The following is a 23,769-nucleotide window of genomic DNA, read 5'->3' on the forward strand; positions in this document are numbered from 1 at the left end:
GAAGGAAGCCATGCCACGCCCCGAACGCCCGCTCGACCTGGACTCCGGTCCGCTGACACGCTTCGCGGCCGACCTTCGGACACTGCGCGAGAGAGCGGGACGGCCGCCCTATCGGGCACTGGCGAAAAGGGCACACTATTCGTCCACGACGTTCTCGGACGCCGCAGGCGGCAACACCTTCCCGAGCCTCGCCGTCACGCTCGCCTACGTCGAGGCCTGCCACGGCGACCGCCACGCATGGGAAACCCGATGGCATGCGGTCGCCACCGAGATCGCCGCAAGCGCGCACCCCGACGAGAACGCGCAAACCAGCCGGCAGAACGCGCCGTACGCGGGCCTGTCGGCATTCCAACCAGAAGACGCCGACCGCTTCTTCGGACGCGAGCGCCTGACCACCGAGGTGCTCACGAAGGTGCGAGAGCGCCGCTTCCTGACAGTCTTCGGGCCGTCCGGATCGGGGAAGTCCTCCCTGCTACGGGCAGGGCTCGTCGCCAGCGCCCGGGCATCGGGGTGGCCGGTGATCCTCTTCACCCCGGGCCCGCACCCCATGGAAGAGTGCGCGATCCACCTCGCCACCGCGACCGGCCAGGCCCCGGGAACGCTGGCGGCCGAACTACTGGACGACCCCGCGGCACTGCACCTGCGCATCCGGCAGATCATGATCGACCACACACCGGACACCGACGCACTGATCGTCGTCGACCAGTTCGAAGAGGTCTTCACCCTCTGCAAGGACCGGGACGAACGAAGCGCCTTCATCGCCATGCTGACCGCGGCCGCCACGACGCCCACGAGCCGAACCCGGGTCGTCCTCGGCGTCCGCGCCGACTTCTACGGCCACTGCGTCCAAGACCCTCGCCTGGTCGAAGCCATCCGCGACGCACAGCTCGCCGTCGGCCCGATGAGCAGCCAAGAGCTACGCGAGGCCATCACCCGGCCGGCCGTCCTCGCCGACTGCACGGTGACCGGCCCGCTCCTGGCCGCCGTGGTCGCGGACGCGACCGGCCAGCCAGGCGCACTGCCACTGGTCTCGCACGCCATGGTCGAGACCTGGCGCCGGCGCAGCGGCAGCCGCCTGACCCTGGAGGGATACCTGGCGGCCGGCGGAATCCAACACGCGCTCGCACACACCGCGGAAGCCGCCTACGGGACGCTGTCACCCCCGCAGCAAGACCTCGCCCGGTCCCTGTTCCTCCGGCTGACCGCACTGGGCGACGGCACCGAAGACACCCGACGCCGGATCACCAAGGACGAACTGGACCCGAACCCCGACACCGCCTGCGTGCTCGAATCCCTCGCCCGGCAACGGCTCGTGACCCTGGACCACGAATGCGTCGAGATCACCCACGAGGCGATCATCCGCTGCTGGCCGAGACTGCGCACCTGGCTGACCGAAGACCGGGACCAACTGCTCCTGCACCGCCGACTCACCGACGCGACCGCCGCCTGGGAAGCACAGGACCACGACCCGCACGCCCTGTACCGGGGCGCCCGCCTGGCCTCAGCACTGGACCTGGCCGCCGCCGACCGTACCCAACTGAGCTCCAAGGAACGCCGCTTCCTCGACGCGAGCCGCGAAGCACAAGCCGACGAGATGGCGGCCGTCAGGCGCCGAACGGTCCGCTTGCGACAACTGGTCACGCTCCTCACCGTGCTGGTGGTCATCGCGGCGACCGCGGGCGGGCTGGCCCTCGACTCGCGCGACGCGGCCATCGGCCAGCGCAACGTGGCCATCGCACGCAAGGCCGCCGCGAACGCGGCCGAGGTACGCCAGCACAACCCCTCCCTCGCCGCGCAACTGAACTTGGCCGCGTACCGGCTGGCAGCCACCGACGACGTCCGCGACCAGCTCATGAGCACGTTCGCGACGCCGTACACGAGTCGCCTCACCGGCCACACCTCCGACGTGGTCGCGCTCTCCGTCGCCCCGAACAGCACGCTCCTGGCCACCGCGAGCTGGGACCGCACCGTCCGGCTGTGGGACATCGCCCACGCCCACCACCCCCTCCAACTGGCCGTCGTCCACCAGCCGGAGCGGCTGATGTCGGTGGCCTTCGACGAGGGCGGCCGCATCCTGGCCACGGCGAGCGAACGCTCCGTGCGGCTGTGGGACGTGACCGACCGGCACGCACCCGCCGAACTGAGCACACTGGCGGACCAGCGGTCCGCGCCGACCTGGGTGGCGTCCGGGCCGGACGGCCTCCTCGCCACCGGCCACACCGACGGCGCGGCGCGACTGTGGAACGCGAGCGACCCCCGCCGCCCGCAGCTGCTGGCCACCCTGCCCGGCCACGTGGCCACGGTCACCTCCGTGACGTTCAGCCCCGACGGCCACACGGTGGCGACCACCGGCGACACCACCACCAGACTGTGGGACGTCGACGATCCCGCACAGCCGCTCCTCCTCGACGTCCTGCGCGGCCACACCGACACCGTGACCTCGGCCGCCTTCAGCCCCGACGGCAAGACCATGGCCACCGGGAGCTGGGACCGCACCGCACGGGTCTGGGACATCGCCGCCAGCCCGCGCACACAGCCACCCGCCGTCCTGCCGGTCCACCCCGCGATCGTCTGGTCGGTGGCCTTCAGCCCGGACGGCGGCACGCTCGTCACCGTCGGCGGGTCCACCCTGTTCTGGGACGTCACCACCCCGGCACATCCGAACCGGACCAGCACCGTCCAGGGCGGCTTCTACCAGGCCGCGTTCAGCCCGAACGGCCGCGTGCTCGCCAACTCCGACCGCCTCCTGGACCTACGGGACCTGTCCCTCGCCACCCACGACGACGTGGTCACCTCCCTGGCGTTCGGCCCCGGCGGTCACCTGCTGGCCAGCGCCAGCTGGGACGGCACGGCACGGCTGTGGCAGGTCACCGAAGGTCGGGCCCTGTGGCCACTGTCGGTCCTGCACGGGCACACCAAGTTCGTCCGGTGCGTGGCCTTCAGCCCGGACGGCCGCACCCTCGCCACCGCCAGCGAGGACGGCACCGTACGCGTATGGGACGTGACCGATCCCCGCAGACCGCGACAGACATCGCTCCTCGCCCCCGGCGGCGGCGAGGTCGCCGGCGCCGCCTTCGGCCCGGACGGTCACGGCCACCTGCTGGCCCTGTGGGCACAGGACACGGCCGGACTGTGGGACCTGACCGATCCCGGCAACCCCCGACCACTGAGCCGGATCGCCGAGGACGGACCCCCTGTCACGACGGCCTCGTTCCGGCCGGACGGCCGCACGCTGGTGACGAGCACCGGCGAATCCGGTTCGCTGAGGTTCTGGGACATCAGCGAACCGCGCAGCCCCCGGGAACTACCGTCCCCGCTCCGCTCCGACCCGCTGACCAGCGGCGCATTCAGCCCCGACAACCGGACACTGGCCGCCTTCCACCGAACGGACAAGACCCTCTGGCTGATCGACGTCCACGACATCCACCACCCGGCGAAAGTGACGCAGCTGCCTACGTCCGGCTCCTGGCTCTACACCGTGACCTTCGACGCGGCCGGCCGCCGACTGGCCGCCGGAGCCGCGGACAGCAAGGCCCTGCTGTGGGACATCAACGGCGCGGCCACTCCCGTCGTCCTCACCGGCCACACCAACCCCGTACCGGCCGTCGCATTCAGCCCGGACGGCAACACCCTGGCCACCGGCGGCAACGACTTCACGATCCGACTACGAGACACCGTCCTGGACGAGGTCGCCACCCGCATCTGCGACAGCGCCTACCCCCGGATCACCGAAGTCCAATGGGCCCAGTACTTCACGGCGGTCGACTTCGCCCCACCCTGCCCCGGCACATGACAGCCAGACACTTCCCGGACGGGTGAACTCGCCCATCCGGCCGCTCCCGGATCCCGCTAGGGCCGTTGAGCCGGGTGGACGCGGCGATGATCTCTCTTCCGGCCGTCCGCCCAGCTCGTTCCGACGCACCCGCTCGAGGAGACACCCCCTTGGTCACCGCCGATCTTCCTGGCCCCGACTCGCTGCTGCGCCGCACGTTGGGGGAGTGGCGGATCGGATTGGTGGCATGGCGGCTGCTGGTCCTACAGACCGCAGATCCGGCGGTCGCCGCCGGCATGCGCGACTTCTCCACCTACCGCGCGCACCCCTGGCGGCGCATCGAGCACACGATGGACAGCGGGAAGCGGCTGTTCTTCTCCGACCGTGAAGGGCTGCGCCGCGAGGTCGCCCGCCTGGAGCGCACGCACCGCCGTCTGGCAGGGACCGACGAGCAGGGCAGGCCCTTCACCGCGTCCGACCCGGCGGTGCGGGTATGGGTCCTGGTCACCTTGTACGAGTGCATGACGGCGATGCGGGAACTCTCGGGACGCCCGCTGGCGCCGCCCGAACTGGAGCAGATGTACGCAGAGTTCCGTGCGGTGTGTTCCGAGTTCGGCTTGTCCGACGACCTGTTCCCGGCCACGGCCGCCGACGTGCCCGCGTACATGGACCGCACGATCCGCGAACGCCTCGAATACAGCGAACCCGTGCGCTACTTGCTCTTCGACATGCTCCGCGAAGCCCCCGCACCCCGCCGCCTCGGCCCCCTGAAGCCGGCTTGGCCGCTCATGCGCACGGCGGCCGCCCAGGTGATCGGCGCGCTGACCGTCGCGGACCTGCCGGAAGCCTTCCGCGAGCGCTTCGGCCTGCTCCGCACCCGCCGCGCGGCCCTGCTGTCCTTCATCCTGCACCGCACGATGCGCGTGCTGATGAACGCCCTGCCCGAGCACCGCCGCTACCGAACCTCACCGGCCGGCGCCGCCTTGACCCCACAACCCTCCACCGCCTCCACTGCCTCCGCCGACCACACGTCCACGCCGGCGGCACGCCCCGTCCGGTTTCCCGTACCACGTCGCCGCAAGGGCGGTGATTCCCGCCCGGCGCGTCTGCGTACCTTCTTCCACCAGGTCCTGGACCAGACCGGCGACGGCCGGATCAGCTCGGCCGATCTGCAGGCCATGGCGCACAACGTGTGCTGGCCGCTCGAACTCGCCGCTGAACGCGAAGCCACCGTCTACGCCGCCTTCGAGACGTGGTGGCAGCAGCTACGGACCGGCATGGACGCCGATGGGGACGGACAGGTGACCTGCGAAGAGTTCATCACCGCCATGCTCGCCGGAATCGACTCCGGGCCGGCCTACCTCGAGCAGGGACTGCACGTCGCGGTGCGGGCGGTCTTCCACGCGGTGGACACCGACGGCAGCGGACACCTGTGTGCCGATGAGTACCGCAGGGTCTTCGGCGGCTCCCGGGTCCACCTCGCCGAACTCAACCACGGGTTCCGCCAGCTCGACCACGACGGAGACGGCCGCATCACCGAAGACGAGTTCGTCCAGGCGTTCACCGACTACTTCACCGCCCGCACCGACAACACGGCCGGCAGCCAACTCCTCGGCCGCCCGTAGCGGGCGGCGTGCCGGGCGGCCGCTGAGCCCACGTACTCGGCCTCGCACCACACCCACGACCGCGCGCACGCAGCACGGCCCTGCCCGACCGTGCTGCCGTTCCCCACCGCCCGGCGGCCACTGCGGCGGACGGGCTCATTGACCGGTGCGGATCTCGTCGATGTGCTTCGCCAGCGCCTGCGTCTCTGCGATCAGCCGCGCGTGCGCCTTCTTCTGCTCCTGGTCACCCTTCGCCCTGAACGCGGCGCTGAAGTGGGGCTGGAGCTGGGTCCACCAGCCGTAGTCCAGCATCGCCCACGCCTGCGGACACAGGGGGGCGCGGGTCTTCGGGAGGTAGCCGCTGTCGACCAGGGACCGCTGGTACTTCTTCGGGTCGCTGCCCTCCAGGTAGCACAGGAAGTTGAAGGCCCGTTGCTGGGTGATGGGGTGGTCGCTCGACATGCCCTCGAGAGTCGGCGTGCCTTCCTTGCGGGCGATCTCGTCGAAGAGGATCGCGGCGGCCAGCGACGGTCCCGGCCCGACCTCGTTGACGGTGTAGAAGGACGCGTAGCCGTCAGCGGCGTCCTCCTCGAGGCCGAGGTTGGCCAGGAGGAGCTGGCGTTGCAGGGCGTGGCCCAGCTCGTGGCCGAAGATGAACTCGGTCGACAGCACGGTCAGGTCGTCGGTGTTGTACTCGGACGCGGGGAACGGGGCGGGCCGTTCGACGGTCTTCACGACGTCGGCGAGGGCCTTCTCGATCTCGGTCAGGAACGACGGCGGGATGAAGATCGTCCTTCCGTCGGGCTGGGTGACGGCGTCGGTGACGCCGGGCGGCACGTCGGCGGTGACCCGCACGACCATGTCGTGCGGGAGGGTGAGTGCTCGGTTCACCCAGTCGGCCGACCGCTCCAGCACACGCGACTTCCGGATCAGTGCCACGGCCTCCCGGTCCTCCGGTTTGACCGTCCGGGTCTCGTAGACGACCGTGACGGTGCCGGAGCGCGCCGCCTGGGGGCGAGGTCCGGCTCCCGGCTCCTGCCCGGCGTCGCGGGCCTCACCGCTGCACCCGGTCACGACGACCCCGACGAGGACCAGCACGCCTGACAGGGCGATCCGCGCCCTCTTCGAGCAACCAGCGGTGTTCGGCATCCTTGGTCGGCTCCCGTCGCATGTTCCCGCACCGATCCTCACGCCGGCCGCGGGCCCCTGCCCGTCGGGTCGCCCGTTCGGGGGACCGTTCGCCCGCTCGCGATCTTCCCCTCGCGCCTGCGGCCCCGGTCGCCCGGAGATGGGTGCTGACACCCATGGACAAGATCACCAGCGGGTTGCAGGGTGGCACGGAGCGCAGGTTCCAGCCACGGGTCACAGCGACGGAGAGAAGCAGATGCCGGGGGACCGGGCCTTGAGGAACAAGACGGGGGGGACAGCAGTGAGGGGGAAGACACGATGCCGGGCCGTGCCGGTGAAAGCGTTCCCCGCCGCCGGAATCTGCCCGGCAACGCTGGGCGCAGCCGCAGCATGGCTCACCCCCGGGCGCGAGCCGTCCCCGCCCTGCAACGGCCTGGCGCAAGACACGCACGTGCGGACCTCGATGGGGGCCGCGATCCAGCCCGGCATGAGCTGCGGGGCACTCGGAGAAGCCATCGTGAAGGCGACCGCAGGCAGCGAACCGGGCCGTCACACCCGAGCACAGGCGCAGGCGATGAAGGACGTCCTCTTCGCGCTCGCCCGGGTACAGCCGAAGAACTTCGACGTCGACCCCGCACTGAGGGTCCCCCTCGCCACTGCCCTGGCCGATTACGGGCCCGACCTGCACGAGATGCTCGCCGGTTTGGACAGCGATTACGTACTGAAGGCGGGCCACGACACGCCGCCCTGGGAAGCAGGGGGTACCTACCGCCTGTCGGTCTACCACACCGTGTTCCGCGCAACCCTGCGAGCGGTCGCCGAGGACCCCCGGGCCTACGCCTTGCTCCGGCTGGCCGAGACCCGCACCGCAGCCGAGCGGCTCGCCGCCGTCCCCGCAGGTGCGACCGGCAGCGAACTCTCGCTACAGCCGACGAGGAACGGCCGGCACGCGTGACGGCGACCGCGGCCGTGTCGAGCCGAGTGCGACGGGGTGCGCAGGCACCCGGCTTTGCTCAGGAGATGGGGCTCTGGTGGTACCGGATCTCGGGGCCGGGACGGTAGCGGCCCAGGAAGGAGGGACGGTGGGGACCTTCGACAAGGTCCAGCAGGAACTCCGTGACGGGGCCGGGAACCTCGTGCCAGTCGCCCTCCTCCGTCTCCACCACGACCCGCCAGTCGGCCGGGTCCGGCTCCTCAGGAAGGAAGGAGTAGACAGCGCCCCCTTCGTCTCCGCCCCATTCGATCAAGCCGCCGGCCTGAGGGCGGAAGGGGAACGGGTAGCGGTCGGAGCCGGAGCCGGTACACCCGCGCCCGGACGGCGGCCAGAGCCGCGCCACCTCCTCCGCCGTGCCGTTCACGGGCCGGTCCATCCAGAGGAATCCGTCGAAAGCGCCGGGCCCGTACAAGTCGAGGAACGCCTTGTAGTCGGCAGGGAGGCGGACACCGAGGTGCTCCTCGGCGGCCTCCCAGAGGCGCGGCCGTGCCCAACCCCAACAGGCCGGCTCGCCGAGCAGTTCCCTCAGCCTCTCCAAGGCGCCTGCCATTTCTCCTCCCAAACGACGACGTGACCACGGCCGTGAGCAACCCTCGCATGCGGCTACGACAGAGCCGTCAGGACGAGGCCATCACGACGGGGTTGCCGCTCTTGGCCCCACGGGCTCACCCGTCCGATTCGAGGAGCGTGGTGACCGTCCCGTAGCTGACGGTCTTGTCGCCCGTCGCGTCGACCGCGGCGATGATCCCGTCGAGTTCGGCAACGGAGACGATGTCAGCCAGGCCCTCCCGCAGCTGGTCGGTGTCGAAATGGGCGTCCAGGTGTCATGGGTGCGGACCTGTCTGCGTCCATGGCCCCATGATGCGACGCAGGGGGCGTCAAGGAATTCTTGACAAGTCGGCCGCGTCAAGGTTTCCTTGACGTATGTTGATCTTGAAGTTGAAGGCCCGGCATCGGAACCTCTTCCCTGCCTCCACCTCCATGGCCGCCGTGCTGCCGCTCGCCGTGAGCCTGCCGGCCATGACGGTGGTGTTCGGCGGCCGGCTCGGCACCGCCGTCACCATCGCCCTGATCGTCGCGGGCCTCGCGCTCATCGCCTGCACGGCCGGCCTGGCCGCCCGGGCGGCAGCCCGCGACTCGGCCGAGCGGGCGCGCCACGACGAGGCGGTCCTCGACGCCCTCGAACCCCTTGCCGGGTTGCACCGATGAGCGGCGAACCCCTGCTCCACCCGGTGGAGATGGACCGGATCCGGGAAGGGATCGCCGCAGCCGTCCTCGGCGCCCCCGAGGGGCTGGCCGACTCGCTCGAACACGACGCCCACGGTTACCTGCGCCTGGTGGACGCCTCGCGCGTCGGAGCCGAGGAGGCGAGCCGGCTCCTGCGCGAGGCAGTTCAGGGCGCCAGGGCAGCCGGCCACAGCTGGGACACGGTGGGCCGCGTCCTGGGGGTGAGTCGCCAAGCCGCCCAACAGCGCTTCGCGGGCAAGGGTGCGGCCGCGACCGCGTCGGCACCGTCCGCCGGGGGACCCGACGACCCGAAGCGCCGCACCCTCGGCGGGTTGACCGCGTTCAACGAGATGGCCGCCTTGGAGGAGGCCGGCCGTGACGGCTGGCACATGGTCGGCTACGGCCCCTTCTTCCACGAGGTGGAGGCGTCCGGCCACCCCTGGGAGCACTGCCGGGTCACCCTTCCTTCTCCCGCGCGACACCGGCGGCTGGAATCGGAAGGGTGGATGCCGGTCGGCGCGGGCTGGTTCCCGTGGCGGTACTACAAGCGGCCCGTCGACCCCGGCACCAAAGTCCCTACCTAGAGGGTGTCTTGTCGGTCGGACCGGACCAGGAACGGACCAGCGCGGTCCGTGCTGCTCGGACGCAGGCGCGGCACGGGCACGACGGGGGCGGGGGAGGAGGCCTGGGGGCGCGTACGTCCCCAGGCATCGGGATCTGAGCGTCACGAACTTCCCCACCCCGGCGGTCGCAAGCCCCCATGAAGGCGGTGACCGTGGGCAGCCCCTCCCGAACCTGTGGCCGAAATCCGCTGGACGCGGAACGGATACTGACGTCATGGCCGTTACTCAGCAGCTCGCCCGCATCCCGGAGGCGTATCTCGTCGCCTGCCGTCAGTCCGCCAGCGCGTCGCCGGACCGCGATCCCCACTGGGATCCACCGGCGTACGACGTGTTGGACCTGTCCTGGGCGCCGGCGCTGCTGAAACGCGTCGGGGAGGTGGCTGGACTGGAAGGGGCCCCTCTCGACGCTTTGCGCCGGGCCATCGACGGCGACACTGCTCTGGACCTCGACTTCCTCGACACTCACCCGCACGCCATAGCCCCTTTCGGGGGCGCCCCCACCGGCCTGGACGTCTCCCAAGTGGCGCGCGTCTGCGAACTGCTCGGCCAGATCGACATGCCCGCCCTTCTCGCCGCCCTGCCGGCCGACGAGCGTGACGCCGGATCCTTGATCGGCCAGGTGGGCGCTGTCACCGGCGGTCTGAGGGCGTACCTGCTGGAGCACTTCAACGCCTTGCGCGACTTCTACCTCGACGCAGCCGAGCGCCACCTGCTCGTCGTGCTCTGGTGGGACTGACCCGCAACCCAGTAGGCGTCCCCACCACGAGCACCTGGGAAACTGCGCGACCGTCCACACCCGCTCCTTTCGGCGGGGGCCGGAGTTGTCCCAGGCGCGGCCGGCCAGACCGGACCGGGGGACCGGAGGATCAGCAGCTCTGAGTCGCCATGCTTTACCAATCGGTCGACCCATCATCAGTGCAGGTCACATAGCTTCTAGTCATCCGAAGGGGGTCCGGCGGATGTTACGCCGGGCCGAGAAGGAGAAGTGTGTCGTGACCCTGATCAACCTGATGAACACCGCAGCGGATCTTCCGGAAGGGTGGCGTTCGCTCGTGCTGGGGGAGGTGGGCACTGCCTGCGTGAAGGTGCTGAGGATGGACGAAATGCCCGTCGAACCCGAGAGCCACGCAGCCACCGAGGCCCTGCTCGTCCTCGACGGGCAGCTCCAACTCGAAGTCAGCGGCCGGCGGATCTCGGTACGTGCAGGCGAGCTCTACATGATTCCGGCAGGAACGACCCACGCGGTCGGCCCCGACAGCCGGGGCACACTCGTGATCGTGGAACTCCGAGAAGACGAACTCGAAGACTCCCCGTAGGTCGCACCTGGGGGTCCGGTGGTCGGCCGCAGCCGGATTCCGGGTCCGTCGGCCGAACGGGGACCGGGCCCCGACGACATCACCCTGCCGGTCGGCACCGACACCGGTGTCTCAACGGCCCGGTGGACGAACCGGCCTGGATAGGGTGCTGGCATGGCGACGATCCTGCGGCGCCCCAGACCCGGATTCGCATGGGATTGGTGGGCCGTGGACGCCGCGGGATTCCTCGTGCAGTTCTGCGACGGGCCTGCCCCCGAGCACCTGCTCGCGCATGTGGACCGCGTCGACGCCGCATCTTTGTGGGCCGAGGAACACCGACCTGCATGGTTCAACCGTAGCCCCCTGCCGCTTCACGCCTTCGGCTGCAACGGCGAGTTGCCGACCTACACCCGGCAGGGTGTCCCGGACTTCCCGTTGCGGCTGTCCGACGCACCAGCAGTCATCGCGGAGGTTGCGGCCTTGGTCGAACTGAACCGGGCGGTGGGAGGTGCCTGGACGATCTACCTCGACGACGGATGGGTCTAGGCAGTCCCTTCATCTGGTCAGCTCGCTGACCGGATGAACATGGTGGCGCGGCGGACCTCGTTGCCCTGGCTCTCGCTCTCGTCGCGGGTGAGGGCGGAAGGGAGGCGACCGGGCAGCCCATATCCCGGGCGACCGCCAGCGGCAGGGCGCCGATCGAGGCCGGCTGGTCGACCACGACCAGTACCGTTGCGTGCTTGGCCCGGAGTTTCGCGAACGGCTCGCGGAGCTTGGGTTCGGTGTGGGGCAGGCGTCTGTGCCCCCGGATCATCAACCGCAAGAAGGGGGTAAGTCATGCCGGATCCGAAGGCCGGAGGCCCCCTTGCGGAGCCACGAAAAGGGTAACGGGGGCTGGCAGGTCAGTCCGCGGGTTCCAGCCCGAGGGCGCTACCCACCGGGATCGCCCGCCACATCGCGCTGACCTGCGGAAGCGTTTCGACGAACGTGGCGATCCGGGCCAGTGCAGCGGCACGTTCATGACCGATGGGATCGAAGTCGAAGCCCATGCTGTCGGCCCAGGCCATGTCTTCCAGGTCGGCCCAGGCGGGAGAGTCGGCAAAGAACAGTTCGAGTTCTACGTTCCAGCGCTGCGGCTGCCAGGACTCGTCATCCTCGTCTTCCTGGTCACCCTCGTTGCGCACCGCGAACTGCCTGGTGAAGACCAGTGCGGGGCGGTCCTCGTGCCAACTCCACCGCCCCCACTGCACGATGAACCCGTCGCCGTCGTCCTCTGCAGGCTCAATCCCGTCGACCGGCACCTGGACGAACTCCTGGAACGCAGACCATGCCCGCGCAACGTCGTCGACCGCATCCGGGTCAAGCCCGTGACGTCGAAGGGCGAGCACGAACAGCTCAGGACCGTTCTTCCAGTGCGCGGCCACGCCGGATGCTCAGCGACCCAGCCGGGCCGCGAGCCCGTCGAGCACGCAGTCCAAGCCGAACGCGAACTCGACGTCGGGATCGAGTTCCTCGGCTTCCAGGACGCGGCGGGCGAGCATCGGGTGTTCGCCCGCCGCGAGGACTTCACTGATGTACGGGCCGACGCTGCGCTGCCACTCCTCCTCGCTGAGCCCGGTGCGCTGCTCCGCGCGTCGAAGGGCCTGCTGGGCGGCGACCGAACCCAGTACGTACGCGTGCACGGCGCCGAGCGCCTGCGAGGCCAGGGTGATGTCGGGCGTGAGCGCGACCGCGGCGCGCAGCGCGGACTCCGATCGGCGCAACGAGTTGGGGCCGAGCGCGGGCCTGCCCGCCAGTTCACCCGCCAACCAAGGATGCCGCAGCAGCGTCGCACGCAACAGGTGCGCGACCGCCCCCAGACCGGCACGCCAGTCCTCGGTGGACTCGGGCAGCGGATCCTCGCCCTGTGCCGCGTCGACCATCAGGTCCACCAGCTCGTCGCGGTTGGTGATGTACCGGTAGAGCGATGCGGTCCCGGAACCGAGATCACCCGCGACCCGCCGCATCGACACCGCCGCCAATCCCTCCGCGTCCGCGACGGCCAGCGCAGCGGCCACGTACTGGTCCACCCCGGGCGCGCGTCGACGCGGTTCGGGGCGCGGCCGGGTCCACACCGACGAGGGCACGGGTTCGGTCATCGGGGCGGGTCCTTTCCTCGTTGACCCTCATCCTATCTTCTGGCTACGGTGTATCCATGACAGAGACGATGTATCCAGAAGTTCCGGTGCTCGTGGTCGGAGGCGGCAGCGTCGGCCTGATCACCACAGCACTGCTCACCCACCACGGCGTCCCCGCCGTGCTCGTCGAACGACGGGCCGGGCCGTCCGTGCACCCGCGCGCCACCGGCATCGGCCCGCGCACCGTCGAGGTCCTCCGCGAACTAGGACTCGACACCGCCGTCGACGCCGCCGCGGTCGACCTCCGGGGCGCCGCGGGCAAGGCGGTGGCACGGACCGTCGTCGAGATGGGCGCGGGCGACGTCGTGACCGTGCCCATGCCGACCCCGTCCGCCGACGAACTGGACGTGACGCCCTTCAGGCTGCGCGGCGTCTGCGCCCAGGACCGGCTCGACGCCGTCGTCGCAACCGACCTCGCACGCCGCGGAGCGGACCTGCGCTGGTCGACCCGACTGGTCGGCATCGCACAGGACGCCAACGGGGTCGACGTCGAACTGGAGGGGCCCGACGGCCGCTACTCGCTACGGTGCGCGCGCGTGGTCGCCGCCGACGGCACGCACAGCACCGTGCGGACCGCACTCGGCGTGGGTACCTCCGGGCCGGGCGACCTGGGCAAGTCGATGATCAACATCCTGTTCCGTGCCGACCTCCGACCGCACCTGCGGGGAATGTCCTTCGCCACCTGCACGATCACCACCCCACAAGCCCCCGGCCTGCTGGCCACCGTGGACGGCGAGACGAACTGGGTCTTCCACGTCCCCTGCGACGTCGACGCCGGCGAACGCCCCGAGGACTTCACGCACGAACGCTGCGCCGCGGTCGTCCGGGTGGCGGTCGGCGATCCCGAACTCGACGTCGAGGTGCGCAGCGTACTGCCGTGGCGGCCCAGGAGCGCAGCGGCCGAAAGCTTCGCCGTCGGCCGGGTGTTCCTCGTCGGCGATGCCGCGCACACCGTGTCGCCCCTGGGCGCGTTCGGCCTCAACACCGGGGTCGCCGACGCGCACAACCTGGCCTGGAAGCTGGCCGCCGTCCACCACGGCGAGGCCGGTGCCGGGCTGCTCGACACATACGCGCACGAACGCGAACCGGTCGCCGCGGCCACGCTGGACCAGGCGATGCGCAGGCTCGCCGACCCGCAGTTGCACTGGGGACGCGGACCCGAGGCCGACGCCGCCAGGGCGGCGGCGGGGGTGTGGGCGGCGCCGGTCGTGCACCTCGGCCAGAGGTACGACTCGGCCGCCGTCGTCGACCCGCAGCCACTGCTCCCCTCCACCGTGGACCTGGTGCTGGACGGATCGCCGGGTTCACGAGTGCCCCACGCGTGGATCGACGGGGTTTCCACGCTCGACCTGGTGGCGTCCCGGTGGACCCTGCTGGTGGGCGTCGCCGGTGACCGCTGGCTCGCCGCCGCGGCGGACGTCGCACTCCCCGTACATCGTGTCGCGGTCCCCTGGCTCCCCGACGAAGGGGCGCTGCTCGTCCGTCCGGACGGGATCGTCGCGATGCGCGCCACCGCGGCGGCGACGGATCCGACGCGGTTCCTCACCGAAGTCTTGGACCAGGTACTGGCCAGGCCGGTCCCGATACCGAGCACCTGAACGGGACACCTCAACGGAGGAGCCCCGAGGAGTCCCCTCCGCGGCCGGAGCTTCGTCGCGACGGAGGCCCCCAGGGGGTCTGTCAAGTCCCGAAAGCTCGCGGCATGACGTGGTGCGGGAGCGGAGGGCTTACTCAGGAGATGGAAGCACGCGTAGGGGACGGTCCCCGCCCAGGCGTTTCCAGATGTCCAGATGGCCGGAGTTCCAAATTTCCAGGTTCCACCTCCGGGATGTGGAGGCGTTGACGGTTCGGAAGGAGTGAGCGCATGCGAGTCACCACGGTGTACCCACCGCCCTGTGCTGGGGGGCGAGCGTCGTGAATTCCCTGCCCCCTTCCTCCGAGCGTCCCACCGGCCCGCCGCCCGGCCCGTTGTCGGGCCGGGGCGAGCACGTAGAGCCGCCGCCGCCCCCGCCGCCCCCGCTGCCGCCACCAGGCCCTCCGCCTCCCTCGGGGCCCCCGTCGGGGCCCCTACCGTTCTCGTCCGGCGGGTCTTCGCTACCGCCGGCGGGTGGCGGTGGCCGGGCTCGCGGGTGGCGATCGCGCAAGGCCGTACTGGGCGTGAGCACGGCGGTGGCCGTGGTGTCGGCGGCGGTCCTCAGCTTCACCGTGCTGGGCGGGAACACCGCGATGAGCGGTGAGGTCTTCCTCCAAGCCGCTCCGGAGGTCGGGCCCGACCCGTTCACTCCTTCGACGGCCACACGAGCCCAGAGCGTCGCCAAGGTCACGCCCATGACCGCGGGCATGAACGCGAAGGACGGTACGAGCCCCAACGGAACCACGGGTACTGCGAGCGCCACGAACGGTGCGCGCACGCTCGAGGTCGACGGCGGGTATCCCGGGCTGTACGGCGGAACGCGGAACGTCGCGAGCTGTGACGTCGAGAAACAGATCCGGTTCCTCACGCAGTACCCGGACAAGGGCAGGGCATTTGCCGTCTCGCTGGGCATCCGCCAGCCCGAGATCCCCTCGTACCTGCGGTCGCTGACGCCCGTCCGGCTGGGTTGGGACACCAGGGTCACCAATCACGGATACCGCAACGGCGTGCCCACCAGCTACCAGGCGGTCCTGCAGGCCGGCACTCCCGTACTGGTCGACGGCCGGGGCGTGCCCCGGGTCCGTTGTGCCTGCGGCAACCCCTTGGATCCGCCCGTCGCGGTCAGAGGCGGGCAGACGTACAGCGGCGCGAAGTGGTCCTCGTTCCGGTCGTCCGACCTCGTCGCGGTCAAGCCCGCCGTGAAGCCGGTGAAGACCGTCACGGTCTTCGACCAGGACCGCAGGGGATGGTACGCGCGCCCGAGCGGAGCGGCGGAGAGCAAGCACGACCGCGAGGTCCCGCCCCCGAAGGGCCAGACCCCCGGCTCTGCCTACCCGGTCCTGCCGGCGGCCCACCCGGGATCAGTCCAGCCACCCCCGAACACGACCCCGAACCAGCCCCCGAAGACCAACCCTGGCCAGAACCCCGGCCAGAACCCCGGGAACGCACCCGCTCAGATCCCGGGCAACGTCCCAGGCCAGAAGCCGGGCGAGGGCTCGGAGAAGGTACCGGGCCAGGACCCGGTGAAGGACCCGGGTCAGGAGACGGGCGAGAACCCGGGCCAGGAGCCCGGACCGGACGCAGGCAAGGAGCACGGCCAGGCCCCGGGCAAGGCTCCCGGGAAGAAGCCTGGCAAGGACTCGGGGCAGGAGCCGGGGAAGGAGTCCGGCCAGGAGACGGGCGAGGACCCGAGGAAGGAGCCGGGCAAAGAGTCCAGCCAGGAGACGGGTGAGAAGCCCGGCCGGGCTCCCGGGAAGGCGCCGGGCAAGGAGTCGGGCAAGGAGTCGGGTGAGAAGCCCGGCCGGGCTCCCGGGAAGGCGCCGGGCAAGGAGTCGGGCAAGGAGTCGGGCGAGAAGCCCGGCCGGGCTCCCGGGAAGGCGCCGGGCAAGGACTCGGGCAAGGAGTCGGGCGAGAACCCGGGCAAGGAGTCCGGCCAAGCCCCGGACAAGACCCCCGGGAAGGACTCGGAGAAGGTTCCGGGCCGGGATCCAGACCAGGATCCTGCGAAGGTGCCCGGTCAGCAGTCGGACGAGGGCCCGGGGAAGGAGTCGGGGAAGGCGCCTGACCAAGAGCCCGACAGGGGGCCCGCCCACGATCCTGCGAAGGTGCCCGGTCAGCAGTCGGGTAAGGGTTCCGGGAAGGTACCCGGCAAGGATCCTGGCAAGGGGGCGGGGCAGGGCTCGGACACGGCTCCCGGGAAGGCGCCGGAATCCGGCCACGACACAGGCCAGGACACCGGTAAGGAGTCCGGGAGGTTGCCGGGTCACGAGCCGGGCCATGCCCCGGACACGGGCGCCGGCCACGATGCCGGAACGGCGCCCGGGAACGGGTCGGGCCAGGGCCAAGGTTCCGGGAAGGCGCCGGGACAGGGTTCCGGGAACGGCCAGGGCCAAGGCCAGGGTTCTGGGAAGGTGCCCGGCCAAGGCCAAGGCCAAGGCCAAGGCCAAGGCCAAGGCCAAGGCCAAGGCCAAGGCCAAGGCCAAGGCCAAGGCCAAGGCCAAGGCCAAGATTCCGGAAACGGCCAGGGGCAGGGTCAGGGTTCCGGGAACGGCCGGGGCCAGGACCAGAGCCGGGGCCGGGATTCCGGAAACGGCCAGGGCCAGGGCTCCGGAAACGGTCGGGGTCAGGGTCAGGGTCAGGGTCAGGGTTCCGGGAACGGTCGAGGTCAGGGTCAGGGTCAGGGTCAGGGTTCCGGGAACGGTCGAGGTCAGGGCCAGGATCAGGGCCAGGGCCAGGGTTCCGGGAACGGCCAAGGCCAGGGTTCCGGGAACGGCCAGGGCAACCGCTCCGGCAACGGCTTCCGGCGGTGAGCCGAGGAGGAACAGTCCTGGCGACCCCGTGGGTCGAATACCCGGGCGATGACGCTCCGGCCGAGCCGCCGCCGGCTGATGCCCGCGGTGGCTGCGTCCGTGCGTGGGGCGACGAGAGCCACTCCATCGGTGACGGCCTGATCTCGTCGTCCCCGGACCGGTGAAGGCCCTTTCACGGCCCTCGTTCCTTGTCACGTTCTTGTGAAGATCGTTAGCATTTCCCGCAGTCGCCCTCCGGGGGTGCGGAGGGGGCAGCTGTGTCAGAGGTACCGGCATTGGCAGGGCGGCGGGAGGAGATCGCAACGCTCACCCGGGCCATCGAGGACCTCGGCGCCGGCAGAGGCACGGTCCTCGAGGTCGCGGGGGACCCGGGCATCGGAAAGACCGCCCTGCTGAACCTGCTCGCCCGGCTCGCCGCCGCACGAGGCGCCACCGTACTGCGGGCCCGGGCCCGGGCCCGTTCCGGCGAGGGGGCCAAGCCGTACCAGGTCTTCCGCGAGGCCTGGCAACGGTCCGCGCCCCCGACGGCCGCCCCCTATCCGCCCACCGCCGAGGCCGGTCCGCCGTGGGACACCGCCGCAGAACACGCGCTGGTACGCGCACTGCTCGACGGGTGCGCGCGCCGGGACGGAGGCCGCGGGAGCGTGATCGTCCTGGACGACCTCCACCACGCGGATCCCGCCTCGGCCCACCTGGTGGAAGCCCTCGCCGAGGAATGCGCCGCGCACCCGCTGGTCCTGGCTCTCGCCCTGCGACCCCGGCAGACCCCGCCGGCCCTGCTCGCCGCCCTCGACGACGCCTCGCACACGGGACGCCTCGTCCGCGTGGAACCCGCACCGCTGGACGCCGCGGCCATCGTCTCCCTGGCCGGTCGAGGGCCGGCCGAGCAGCTGGCTGCGGGCTCCCTGGGCAACCCGCGCGCCCTGCGCGTCCTCCTGGCGGCGGGCCACGACCCCGACCAGTGGCCGGCGCGGTCCGACGCGGCGGCAGGCCCGCTGCTGCGCGCCGCGGCGCCGGTGCTCGCCGAACTCGAAGCCCTCCCGGGCGACTGCGCCGAGGTGCTGGCCGCCGCCGCCGTCCTCGGAGAACCCTTTCGCCCCAGCGACGCCGCGCACGTGGCCGGGTACTCCGGCGACCGCACCGCCGCCGCCCTCGGCACTCTGGCCGCCGTCGACCTGATCCGGTCCGACGGACCGGCCGGCACCCTGGTCTTCCGCCACCCCGTACTGGGACACCTCCTTCACCACCGGATGAACCCCGGCCTGCGGCACGACGCCCACCACCGCGCCCTGGACCTGCTCGACGCCCGCGGCGCAGCGCCCGCCGCCCGCGCGCGGCACGCCGAACACGTACTGCCCGCCGCCGCCGACCCCGCCCAAGCCATACGCGTACTCGCCGAAGGCGCCGCCGAGGTCCTCGCCCGCGAGCCCGCCACCGCCGCCCGCTGGCTGCGCCTCACCCTGGATTACTCACCCACCGCAGGCGCAGGCGCAGGCGCAAGCGCAGGCGCCGGAGCCCGCGCCCGCCTCGCCCTGGACTGCTGCCGGGCGCTCACCGCCGCCGGCCGTCCGCAGGAGGCACGCGCCCTCGCCCACGAGCTCCTGCGCACCCCCGGTGTCCTGCCCGGTCGACTCCGTACGGAGGCACTGGCGGTGTGCGTCGGCGTCGAGCGCCTCCTCGGACGGTACGAGGAGGCCGACGCGACCGCCCGCACCGTGGTCGACGCCCTGGCCCGGCCCCTGTCGACACCGCTGCCCGTAGAGACGGCGGATCTCGTCTTCGACTACGGCCTCCTCCACGCCCTGCGCGGTACCGCCGCCGAGGTCCGCGGCCTCGCCCACGAAGCCGCCCGGGCCGTCGCCGGAGCGGACGAGGACGGACGCACCGCGCTCGGCGTCCTGGCCGCCTTCTGCGACAGCTACGTCGGCGACTTCACACGGGCCGCCCCCGAGGTCGCCCGGTGCGCCCGGCTCGTCGACTCCCGCCCCGACACCGTGGCGGGCCGCGCACCCGAGGTACTGGCCCTACTGGGCTGCGCCGAACTGTTCGTGGAGCGGTTCGCCGACGCCCGCCGCCACCTCTCGCGGGGCCTGGCCAGCGCGGGCGGCGGCGCGCACAAGCACATCGCCGTCAACCAACTGCTCGGCCTGTCGATCCTGGACCAGTGGGCGGGCCGCCTCGACACGGCACAGCACCACGCCCGCGAGGCCGAGCGGCTCGCCGGGGAGATCGGCGCCCCGGACGCCGCCGGACTCGCCATCGCCCTACGCTCCTCGGCACTGCTGTGGGCCACCCCGCGGCGCAGGACCCCCGAAGCAGTGGAGCTCGCCGAGGCGGGGCTACGGGCCACCGTCCCGGGCACCGGCTGGTGGGCGGGCTCCGCCCTGGGCCTGCTCGCAGTGGCCAAGCTGCTGGGCGGCGACCCGGCCGCTTGTCTGCGCACCCTGCTGGAAGGCGGCGGCGAAGACCTCGCGCTGCTCCAACCCCCCTCCCGAACCTCCCTGTTCGCGCTGATGACCACCGCGGCGGCCCAGTGCGGCGACCTCGCCGCTGCCGCAAGCGCCGCCCGCGCGGCCGACGCCGCCGCCGCACGGCTCGGCAGGCCGGCGTTCCAACAAGCACAGGCGGACCGAGCAGGAGCCGCACTCGCCCTCGCACAAGGAGACCCCGCACGCGCGGCCGCTCTCTCCCTGAACGCCGCACGCGCCTTCAGGGCCTTACGGATGCCGGTCCTGCGGGCATGGACGCTGATCGCCGCAACCCCCGCCCTGGCCGCGACACACGGAACCGCGGCGGCCCTCGGCCCACTCGACGAGGCCCTGGAAGCCGCACGGGAATGCGGGGCGCTGCGCCTGTGCGAAGACGGCGCGCGGGCCCGGGCCGCACTCACGGCCGCCACCCCCGCCTCCCGCCCGCCGGACCCGCTCGCCGCGCTCAGCGTCCGGGAGCGGGAAGTGGCCGAACTCGCCGCCGCCGGACTGTCCTCGCGGCAGGTCGCCGAACGCCTCGTCCTCAGCACCCGGACCATCGACACCCATCTCGGCAACGCCTACCGCAAGCTCGGCGTCTCCTCACGGGTGGCCCTCACCCGACTGCTCGGACCCCCACCGGGCGGCCTGGGAACCCCGGTTGCGTAGGTGCCTTGCGTAAACCTACGGATGTCCGCCGACAGACCGGCCGCGAGACTCCTCCACGACGGAGGTGCGCACCCGCACCCCGCCCCCGAACTCACCTCCCGTGGAGAGACCGTGCAGCTCAAGACCGCGCTGGGTGCCGTCGCACTCGGCGTCACCGTCCTCACCGCCGCGCCCGTCCTGGTGGTCCCGCAAGCGGCGTTCGCCGCCGACTGCTACACGAGCTGCGACCCCTGGGACGACTCCAACATCAACGACCCCATCATCATCACCGGGCCCACGCCGCCCGAGTCGGACCACCTCGGCCAGCCCTGGTTCCCGGGCGGCGGCGGCGGATCCGGCTCACAGACCAACGCCTACGTGGTCAGCCAGGGCCAGAAGTGGGAGGAGCAGGCCGACGACGACTTCAAGTGCACGCGCAACAGCGGTGACACCGTCCTCCAGATCAACCGCACCCTGACCTACACCGTGTCGGTGAAGGTCAGCGCGAACCTCACGGCCGACCTGACCGCCGCGCTCAAGGCCGCCGTGGGAACCGAACTCAACACCACGATCAGCAAGTCCTACGGACTGGCCACCAGCATCAACCCGGGCCAGAGCGTCGGCCTCTACGTCGAGTACCAGACCAACGTCTACGCGATCACCACCACCAGCGCCGCCGGCACGACCACCCAAGCGGTCAACGTCACCGCACCCACCGGCGTGGTCACCGCACGCAGCTGCTGATGGTCACTCCCTCCACCACGGCGGTACGACGGATCCGCCCCGTCGTACCGCCGCTGGACGCCGTCTGCATACCGGATGGGGCCCGCGCCCGTGCCCATGAGGCGCTGGCCACCCTCGCCGAGGCCACCGCCCTGCACCTCGCCAATCCCGACCTCTTCCACCGCCCCCGCATCCGCACACGGCTGCACCTGCGCCACGTCCACCCCGCCACACCCGCGCTGCTCGCGGAGCGCATCACCGACGCCGCCGAAGCCCGCACCACCGCCGGCCTGCTCGCCGTCGCCTCCGTACGGGACGAACTGCGCGAACGGCCCGGCCGACGGCCCTGCTTCTCCCCGGAATCGCTCGCCGCACTCCACCGGATGCTCGTGGCGGACGATCCGAACATCCCCGGCCCGGGCGGCTTCCGACGCGCCCCCGCGCGGGTCACCTGGCCCGACGGCCGGCGCTTCGCCATCACCGTCGCTCCGGGCCGCGCCCTACACGGTCACGTCGAGCGCTGGTACCGCTGGGCCGTGCGGAGCGCCTCGCCGGCGCTGGACGCCGCCGCGTTCGGGATGCTGCGGCTCTTCACCGTCCACCCGTTCCCCGACGGCAACGGCCGCACCGCCCGCCTGCTCGCCCAGTGCGACCTCGTGGGCGCCGGCCTGCTGCCCGGCCTGCTGCTCGACGTCGAGGGCTGGGTCGACGCCCACCGCGCGGAGCACGACGAGGCCGTCGTCGCCGGTGCCGAGGGGGAGTGGGAACGCTGGGGCGCCCTGTTCGCCCGGGCGGTCACCGACACGGCCCGGCACCGCACCGCCACCGTCACCGCGTACGGGAACCTCCTCGACGAGGCACTCGACCACGTCGCGTGCGACCCGGCCGCGGCCGAGGTGCTGGGCCACTTCCGCTCCGGCCCGGCCGTGTCGGCCCCGTGGCTGCGCGGACGCACCGCCCACGCCCCCGGGCCCGCACTGGCCCGGCTACGGGACGCGCGGATCCTTGTGGCTCACCCCCGGCTACGGGACGCGCTGGTCCACCCGGGACTGCTGGCCCTGCTCGACGCGCCGTACGAGGAAGCCGGTGCCGCGAGGACCACACCCTGCGCGGTGAGCGCGTAGCCGCAGCCGCATGGTTCAGCCTTCCGAAAGGCGGACGATGGCGTTCAACTGTTCGGCCAAGGTCGAGGGGACGGACGACGGGATCGGCTTGGTCACCCAGGCGCGGGGGCCCCTCACCGTGAGCGCATACGTGAACGCGGGGGCGCCGACCACATCGGGGTCGCCCGTCCAGCCGCCGGCGTTCATGACGACGTACCCGAAGCGGTACTGCGAGAGCTCGTGCCAGCGGATGAGCAGGTCACCGTCCTTCCCGGCGTGCCGCAGCCCCATGCTGGTGACGGCCAGGCGGTGGCCGCCCCGGACGGCGATGAGCTCCTCGAACGGGCCGAGGGCGTGCCGCCGACGCGCTCTGCGCACCGTCCAGGACTCCGGCGCAGCGGGTGCGACCAGATCCAGGGGGGTCCAGGGCTGCCGTTGCAGGTACTCCCTGACGAGTTCCGGCATCCGCGCGGGCACTCCCGTCCGCTGCGGTGGCGCGGGCGGGCCCGGCAGGCGTGGCCCCGGCGCACTGTGGTGAACCAATCACCCTCGTCAACGACCGTTGGGCTCATGGTCGATACGGCTTCGGGGGGTGGGGAACGGTCGGCTGCAGTGCCTACAGCTTCACCGCACACGGTGGTTGGGACGGGCGCCTGACCAAGTCCGAGAAGGCGCAACCACGTACTCGCGGGCAGCGAACGGGGCGCGAGGAGTTCCCTGCCTGGCCCGGACTCCAGCAGCAGCGGCGCGAGGCCGAGCGCAAGGAGCAGGAGGCGGCTGCACTAGCGGCGACGCGCTTCGCGCCGGCCTTGGCCAGGGCCGTGAAAGCCGCCGAAGAAATCATCGCGGATCCGGGCAGCACCACGTTCCGGACCCTGGAGCGTCGCCGCCAGGCGGTCTGCGCGGCCATGGAACAGCAGGCCCGCAGCACGGCCGCCGCCCGCCTCAAACCCTCCGAAGCAAGAGGGTACTTCGCTGCTGAAGACGAACTCCAACGGCTCTTGCAACTCACCCAGCAGCTGTTCCAAGCACTGCGCGGCGCGGAAGAACTCCTCCCTCCAGCCGAGGCGGTCAAGGCTGCGAAGAGCCGCTACGCCGCGCGCATCGACCAGATCGCGACGGAACGCTACGGCTCCCTTCCCACCAGCGGCGATGGCGCCCATACGGAGCGTCGCGCATGGGACGCGGCCCGGCGGCGCGTCGAGCAGTCGTAGCCGGAAGGTACGGCACAGCGGCAAGAGTGACGATTCATCTCACTTCGCCACGAAAGGGGGAGCTGTTGGGCGGCTGGGCGTCCGGCAGCGTGGTCGAATCCAAGCCGACGAGACACCCCCGTCGATATCGATCGTGCGCGCGAAGAAGAGGGGGTTCGAGCGCACCTCGCCCTTGGGGGAGGGCGGTTCCCCCCGCGGCGGCCCACGAAGCTACCGGCCGGTCCAACTGGCGGAAAACATCATGCAGTTATTCAGCAGCACTTAATATGACGGCCTGTGCCAGTGGCACAGGTGCCTCGTCAGCATCCGCGCTTGCCGCACGTCACGCCTCTGTCCGCTCTGGACGGGGA

19 protein-coding genes and 1 pseudogene are annotated in these 23,769 nt (G+C 71.6%); 14 read left to right on the forward strand and 6 right to left on the reverse strand.

What is annotated here, in order from left to right:
- Positions 1-10 precede the first annotated feature (10 nt).
- Positions 11-3,793, forward strand: coding sequence for an nSTAND1 domain-containing NTPase (locus OG386_RS41885; protein ID WP_328792554.1), 3,783 nt, complete (start codon positions 11-13; stop codon positions 3,791-3,793).
- 149 nt (positions 3,794-3,942) lie between these two features.
- Positions 3,943-5,397: an oxygenase MpaB family protein gene (locus OG386_RS41890; RefSeq protein WP_328792555.1), complete on the forward strand. Its 1,455-nt coding sequence runs from the start codon at positions 3,943-3,945 to the stop codon at positions 5,395-5,397.
- Between the two features lie 135 nt (positions 5,398-5,532).
- On the opposite strand, the gene OG386_RS41895 is transcribed toward OG386_RS41890, so the two are convergent.
- On the reverse strand, positions 5,533-6,525 hold the full coding sequence (locus OG386_RS41895; protein ID WP_328792556.1) for a DUF4344 domain-containing metallopeptidase: 993 nt from the start codon (positions 6,523-6,525) through the stop codon (positions 5,533-5,535).
- 307 nt (positions 6,526-6,832) lie between these two features.
- Between OG386_RS41895 and OG386_RS41900 the strand changes: the two genes are divergently transcribed.
- Positions 6,833-7,459 (forward strand): hypothetical protein, encoded by a 627-nt coding sequence (locus OG386_RS41900; protein WP_328792557.1) that lies wholly within the window; start codon positions 6,833-6,835, stop codon positions 7,457-7,459.
- Between the two features lie 58 nt (positions 7,460-7,517).
- Here the strand turns inward: OG386_RS41900 and OG386_RS41905 are convergent, their stop codons facing one another.
- Complete coding sequence (locus OG386_RS41905; protein WP_328792558.1) at positions 7,518-8,048, reverse strand: SMI1/KNR4 family protein; 531 nt, start codon at positions 8,046-8,048, stop codon at positions 7,518-7,520.
- A gap of 374 nt (positions 8,049-8,422) precedes the next feature.
- Between OG386_RS41905 and OG386_RS41910 the strand changes: the two genes are divergently transcribed.
- From OG386_RS41910 to OG386_RS41930, 5 genes are all read left to right on the forward strand, one after another.
- On the forward strand, positions 8,423-8,707 hold the full coding sequence (locus tag OG386_RS41910; RefSeq protein WP_328792559.1) for a hypothetical protein: 285 nt from the start codon (positions 8,423-8,425) through the stop codon (positions 8,705-8,707).
- Positions 8,704-9,309, forward strand: coding sequence for a hypothetical protein (locus OG386_RS41915; protein WP_328792560.1), 606 nt, complete (start codon positions 8,704-8,706; stop codon positions 9,307-9,309). The genes OG386_RS41910 and OG386_RS41915 overlap by 4 nt, the downstream gene beginning before the upstream one ends.
- Positions 9,310-9,562: 253 nt before the next feature.
- A complete protein-coding gene (locus OG386_RS41920; RefSeq protein WP_328792561.1) occupies positions 9,563-10,084 on the forward strand; it encodes a DUF1877 domain-containing protein in 522 nt (173 codons plus the stop codon).
- A gap of 256 nt (positions 10,085-10,340) precedes the next feature.
- Complete coding sequence (locus OG386_RS41925; protein ID WP_328792562.1) at positions 10,341-10,664, forward strand: cupin domain-containing protein; 324 nt, start codon at positions 10,341-10,343, stop codon at positions 10,662-10,664.
- Positions 10,665-10,817: 153 nt separating this feature from the next.
- Positions 10,818-11,189 (forward strand): hypothetical protein, encoded by a 372-nt coding sequence (locus OG386_RS41930; protein WP_328792563.1) that lies wholly within the window; start codon positions 10,818-10,820, stop codon positions 11,187-11,189.
- Here OG386_RS41930 and OG386_RS41935 read toward each other — a convergent pair.
- The 3 genes and pseudogenes from OG386_RS41935 to OG386_RS41945 all read right to left on the reverse strand — a co-directional run.
- Positions 11,104-11,442, reverse strand: a pseudogene (locus tag OG386_RS41935) (IS110 family transposase); the annotation flags it as partial. The gene OG386_RS41930 and the pseudogene OG386_RS41935 overlap by 86 nt on opposite strands.
- A gap of 103 nt (positions 11,443-11,545) precedes the next feature.
- The gene (locus OG386_RS41940; RefSeq protein WP_328792564.1) at positions 11,546-12,067 is read right to left on the reverse strand and encodes a hypothetical protein; all 522 of its coding nucleotides are present in this window, start codon (positions 12,065-12,067) and stop codon (positions 11,546-11,548) included.
- A gap of 9 nt (positions 12,068-12,076) precedes the next feature.
- On the reverse strand, positions 12,077-12,781 hold the full coding sequence (locus OG386_RS41945; protein ID WP_328792565.1) for a TetR/AcrR family transcriptional regulator C-terminal domain-containing protein: 705 nt from the start codon (positions 12,779-12,781) through the stop codon (positions 12,077-12,079).
- Positions 12,782-12,837: 56 nt separating this feature from the next.
- On the opposite strand from OG386_RS41945, the gene OG386_RS41950 reads away from it, so the two are divergent.
- The 5 genes from OG386_RS41950 to OG386_RS41970 all read left to right on the forward strand — a co-directional run bounded on the left by OG386_RS41950 (position 12,838) and on the right by OG386_RS41970 (position 22,226).
- Positions 12,838-14,418 carry an FAD-dependent monooxygenase gene (locus OG386_RS41950; protein ID WP_328792566.1) on the forward strand — a complete coding sequence of 527 codons (1,581 nt, stop codon included), beginning with the start codon at positions 12,838-12,840 and terminating at the stop codon, positions 14,416-14,418.
- Positions 14,419-14,977: 559 nt separating this feature from the next.
- Positions 14,978-17,263, forward strand: a complete 2,286-nt coding sequence (locus tag OG386_RS41955) for a DUF6777 domain-containing protein (protein ID WP_328792567.1) — start codon at positions 14,978-14,980, stop codon at positions 17,261-17,263.
- A gap of 257 nt (positions 17,264-17,520) precedes the next feature.
- Positions 17,521-20,400, forward strand: a complete 2,880-nt coding sequence (locus tag OG386_RS41960) for a helix-turn-helix transcriptional regulator (protein ID WP_328792568.1) — start codon at positions 17,521-17,523, stop codon at positions 20,398-20,400.
- A gap of 111 nt (positions 20,401-20,511) precedes the next feature.
- The gene (locus OG386_RS41965; protein WP_328792569.1) at positions 20,512-21,123 is read left to right on the forward strand and encodes a DUF6426 family protein; all 612 of its coding nucleotides are present in this window, start codon (positions 20,512-20,514) and stop codon (positions 21,121-21,123) included.
- The gene (locus OG386_RS41970) at positions 21,123-22,226 is read left to right on the forward strand and encodes a Fic family protein (protein ID WP_328792570.1); all 1,104 of its coding nucleotides are present in this window, start codon (positions 21,123-21,125) and stop codon (positions 22,224-22,226) included. Before OG386_RS41965 ends, OG386_RS41970 begins: the two co-directional genes overlap by 1 nt.
- A 15-nt stretch (positions 22,227-22,241) precedes the next feature.
- Here OG386_RS41970 and OG386_RS41975 read toward each other — a convergent pair whose 3' ends face one another.
- Positions 22,242-22,670 carry a hypothetical protein gene (locus tag OG386_RS41975; RefSeq protein ID WP_328792571.1) on the reverse strand — a complete coding sequence of 143 codons (429 nt, stop codon included), beginning with the start codon at positions 22,668-22,670 and terminating at the stop codon, positions 22,242-22,244.
- A gap of 356 nt (positions 22,671-23,026) precedes the next feature.
- Between OG386_RS41975 and OG386_RS41980 the strand changes: the two genes are divergently transcribed.
- Positions 23,027-23,419, forward strand: coding sequence for a hypothetical protein (locus OG386_RS41980; RefSeq protein WP_328792572.1), 393 nt, complete (start codon positions 23,027-23,029; stop codon positions 23,417-23,419).
- Positions 23,420-23,769 lie beyond the last annotated feature (350 nt).

This window comes from Streptomyces sp. NBC_00273 (assembly GCF_036178145.1).
Taxonomy (GTDB): domain Bacteria; phylum Actinomycetota; class Actinomycetes; order Streptomycetales; family Streptomycetaceae; genus Streptomyces.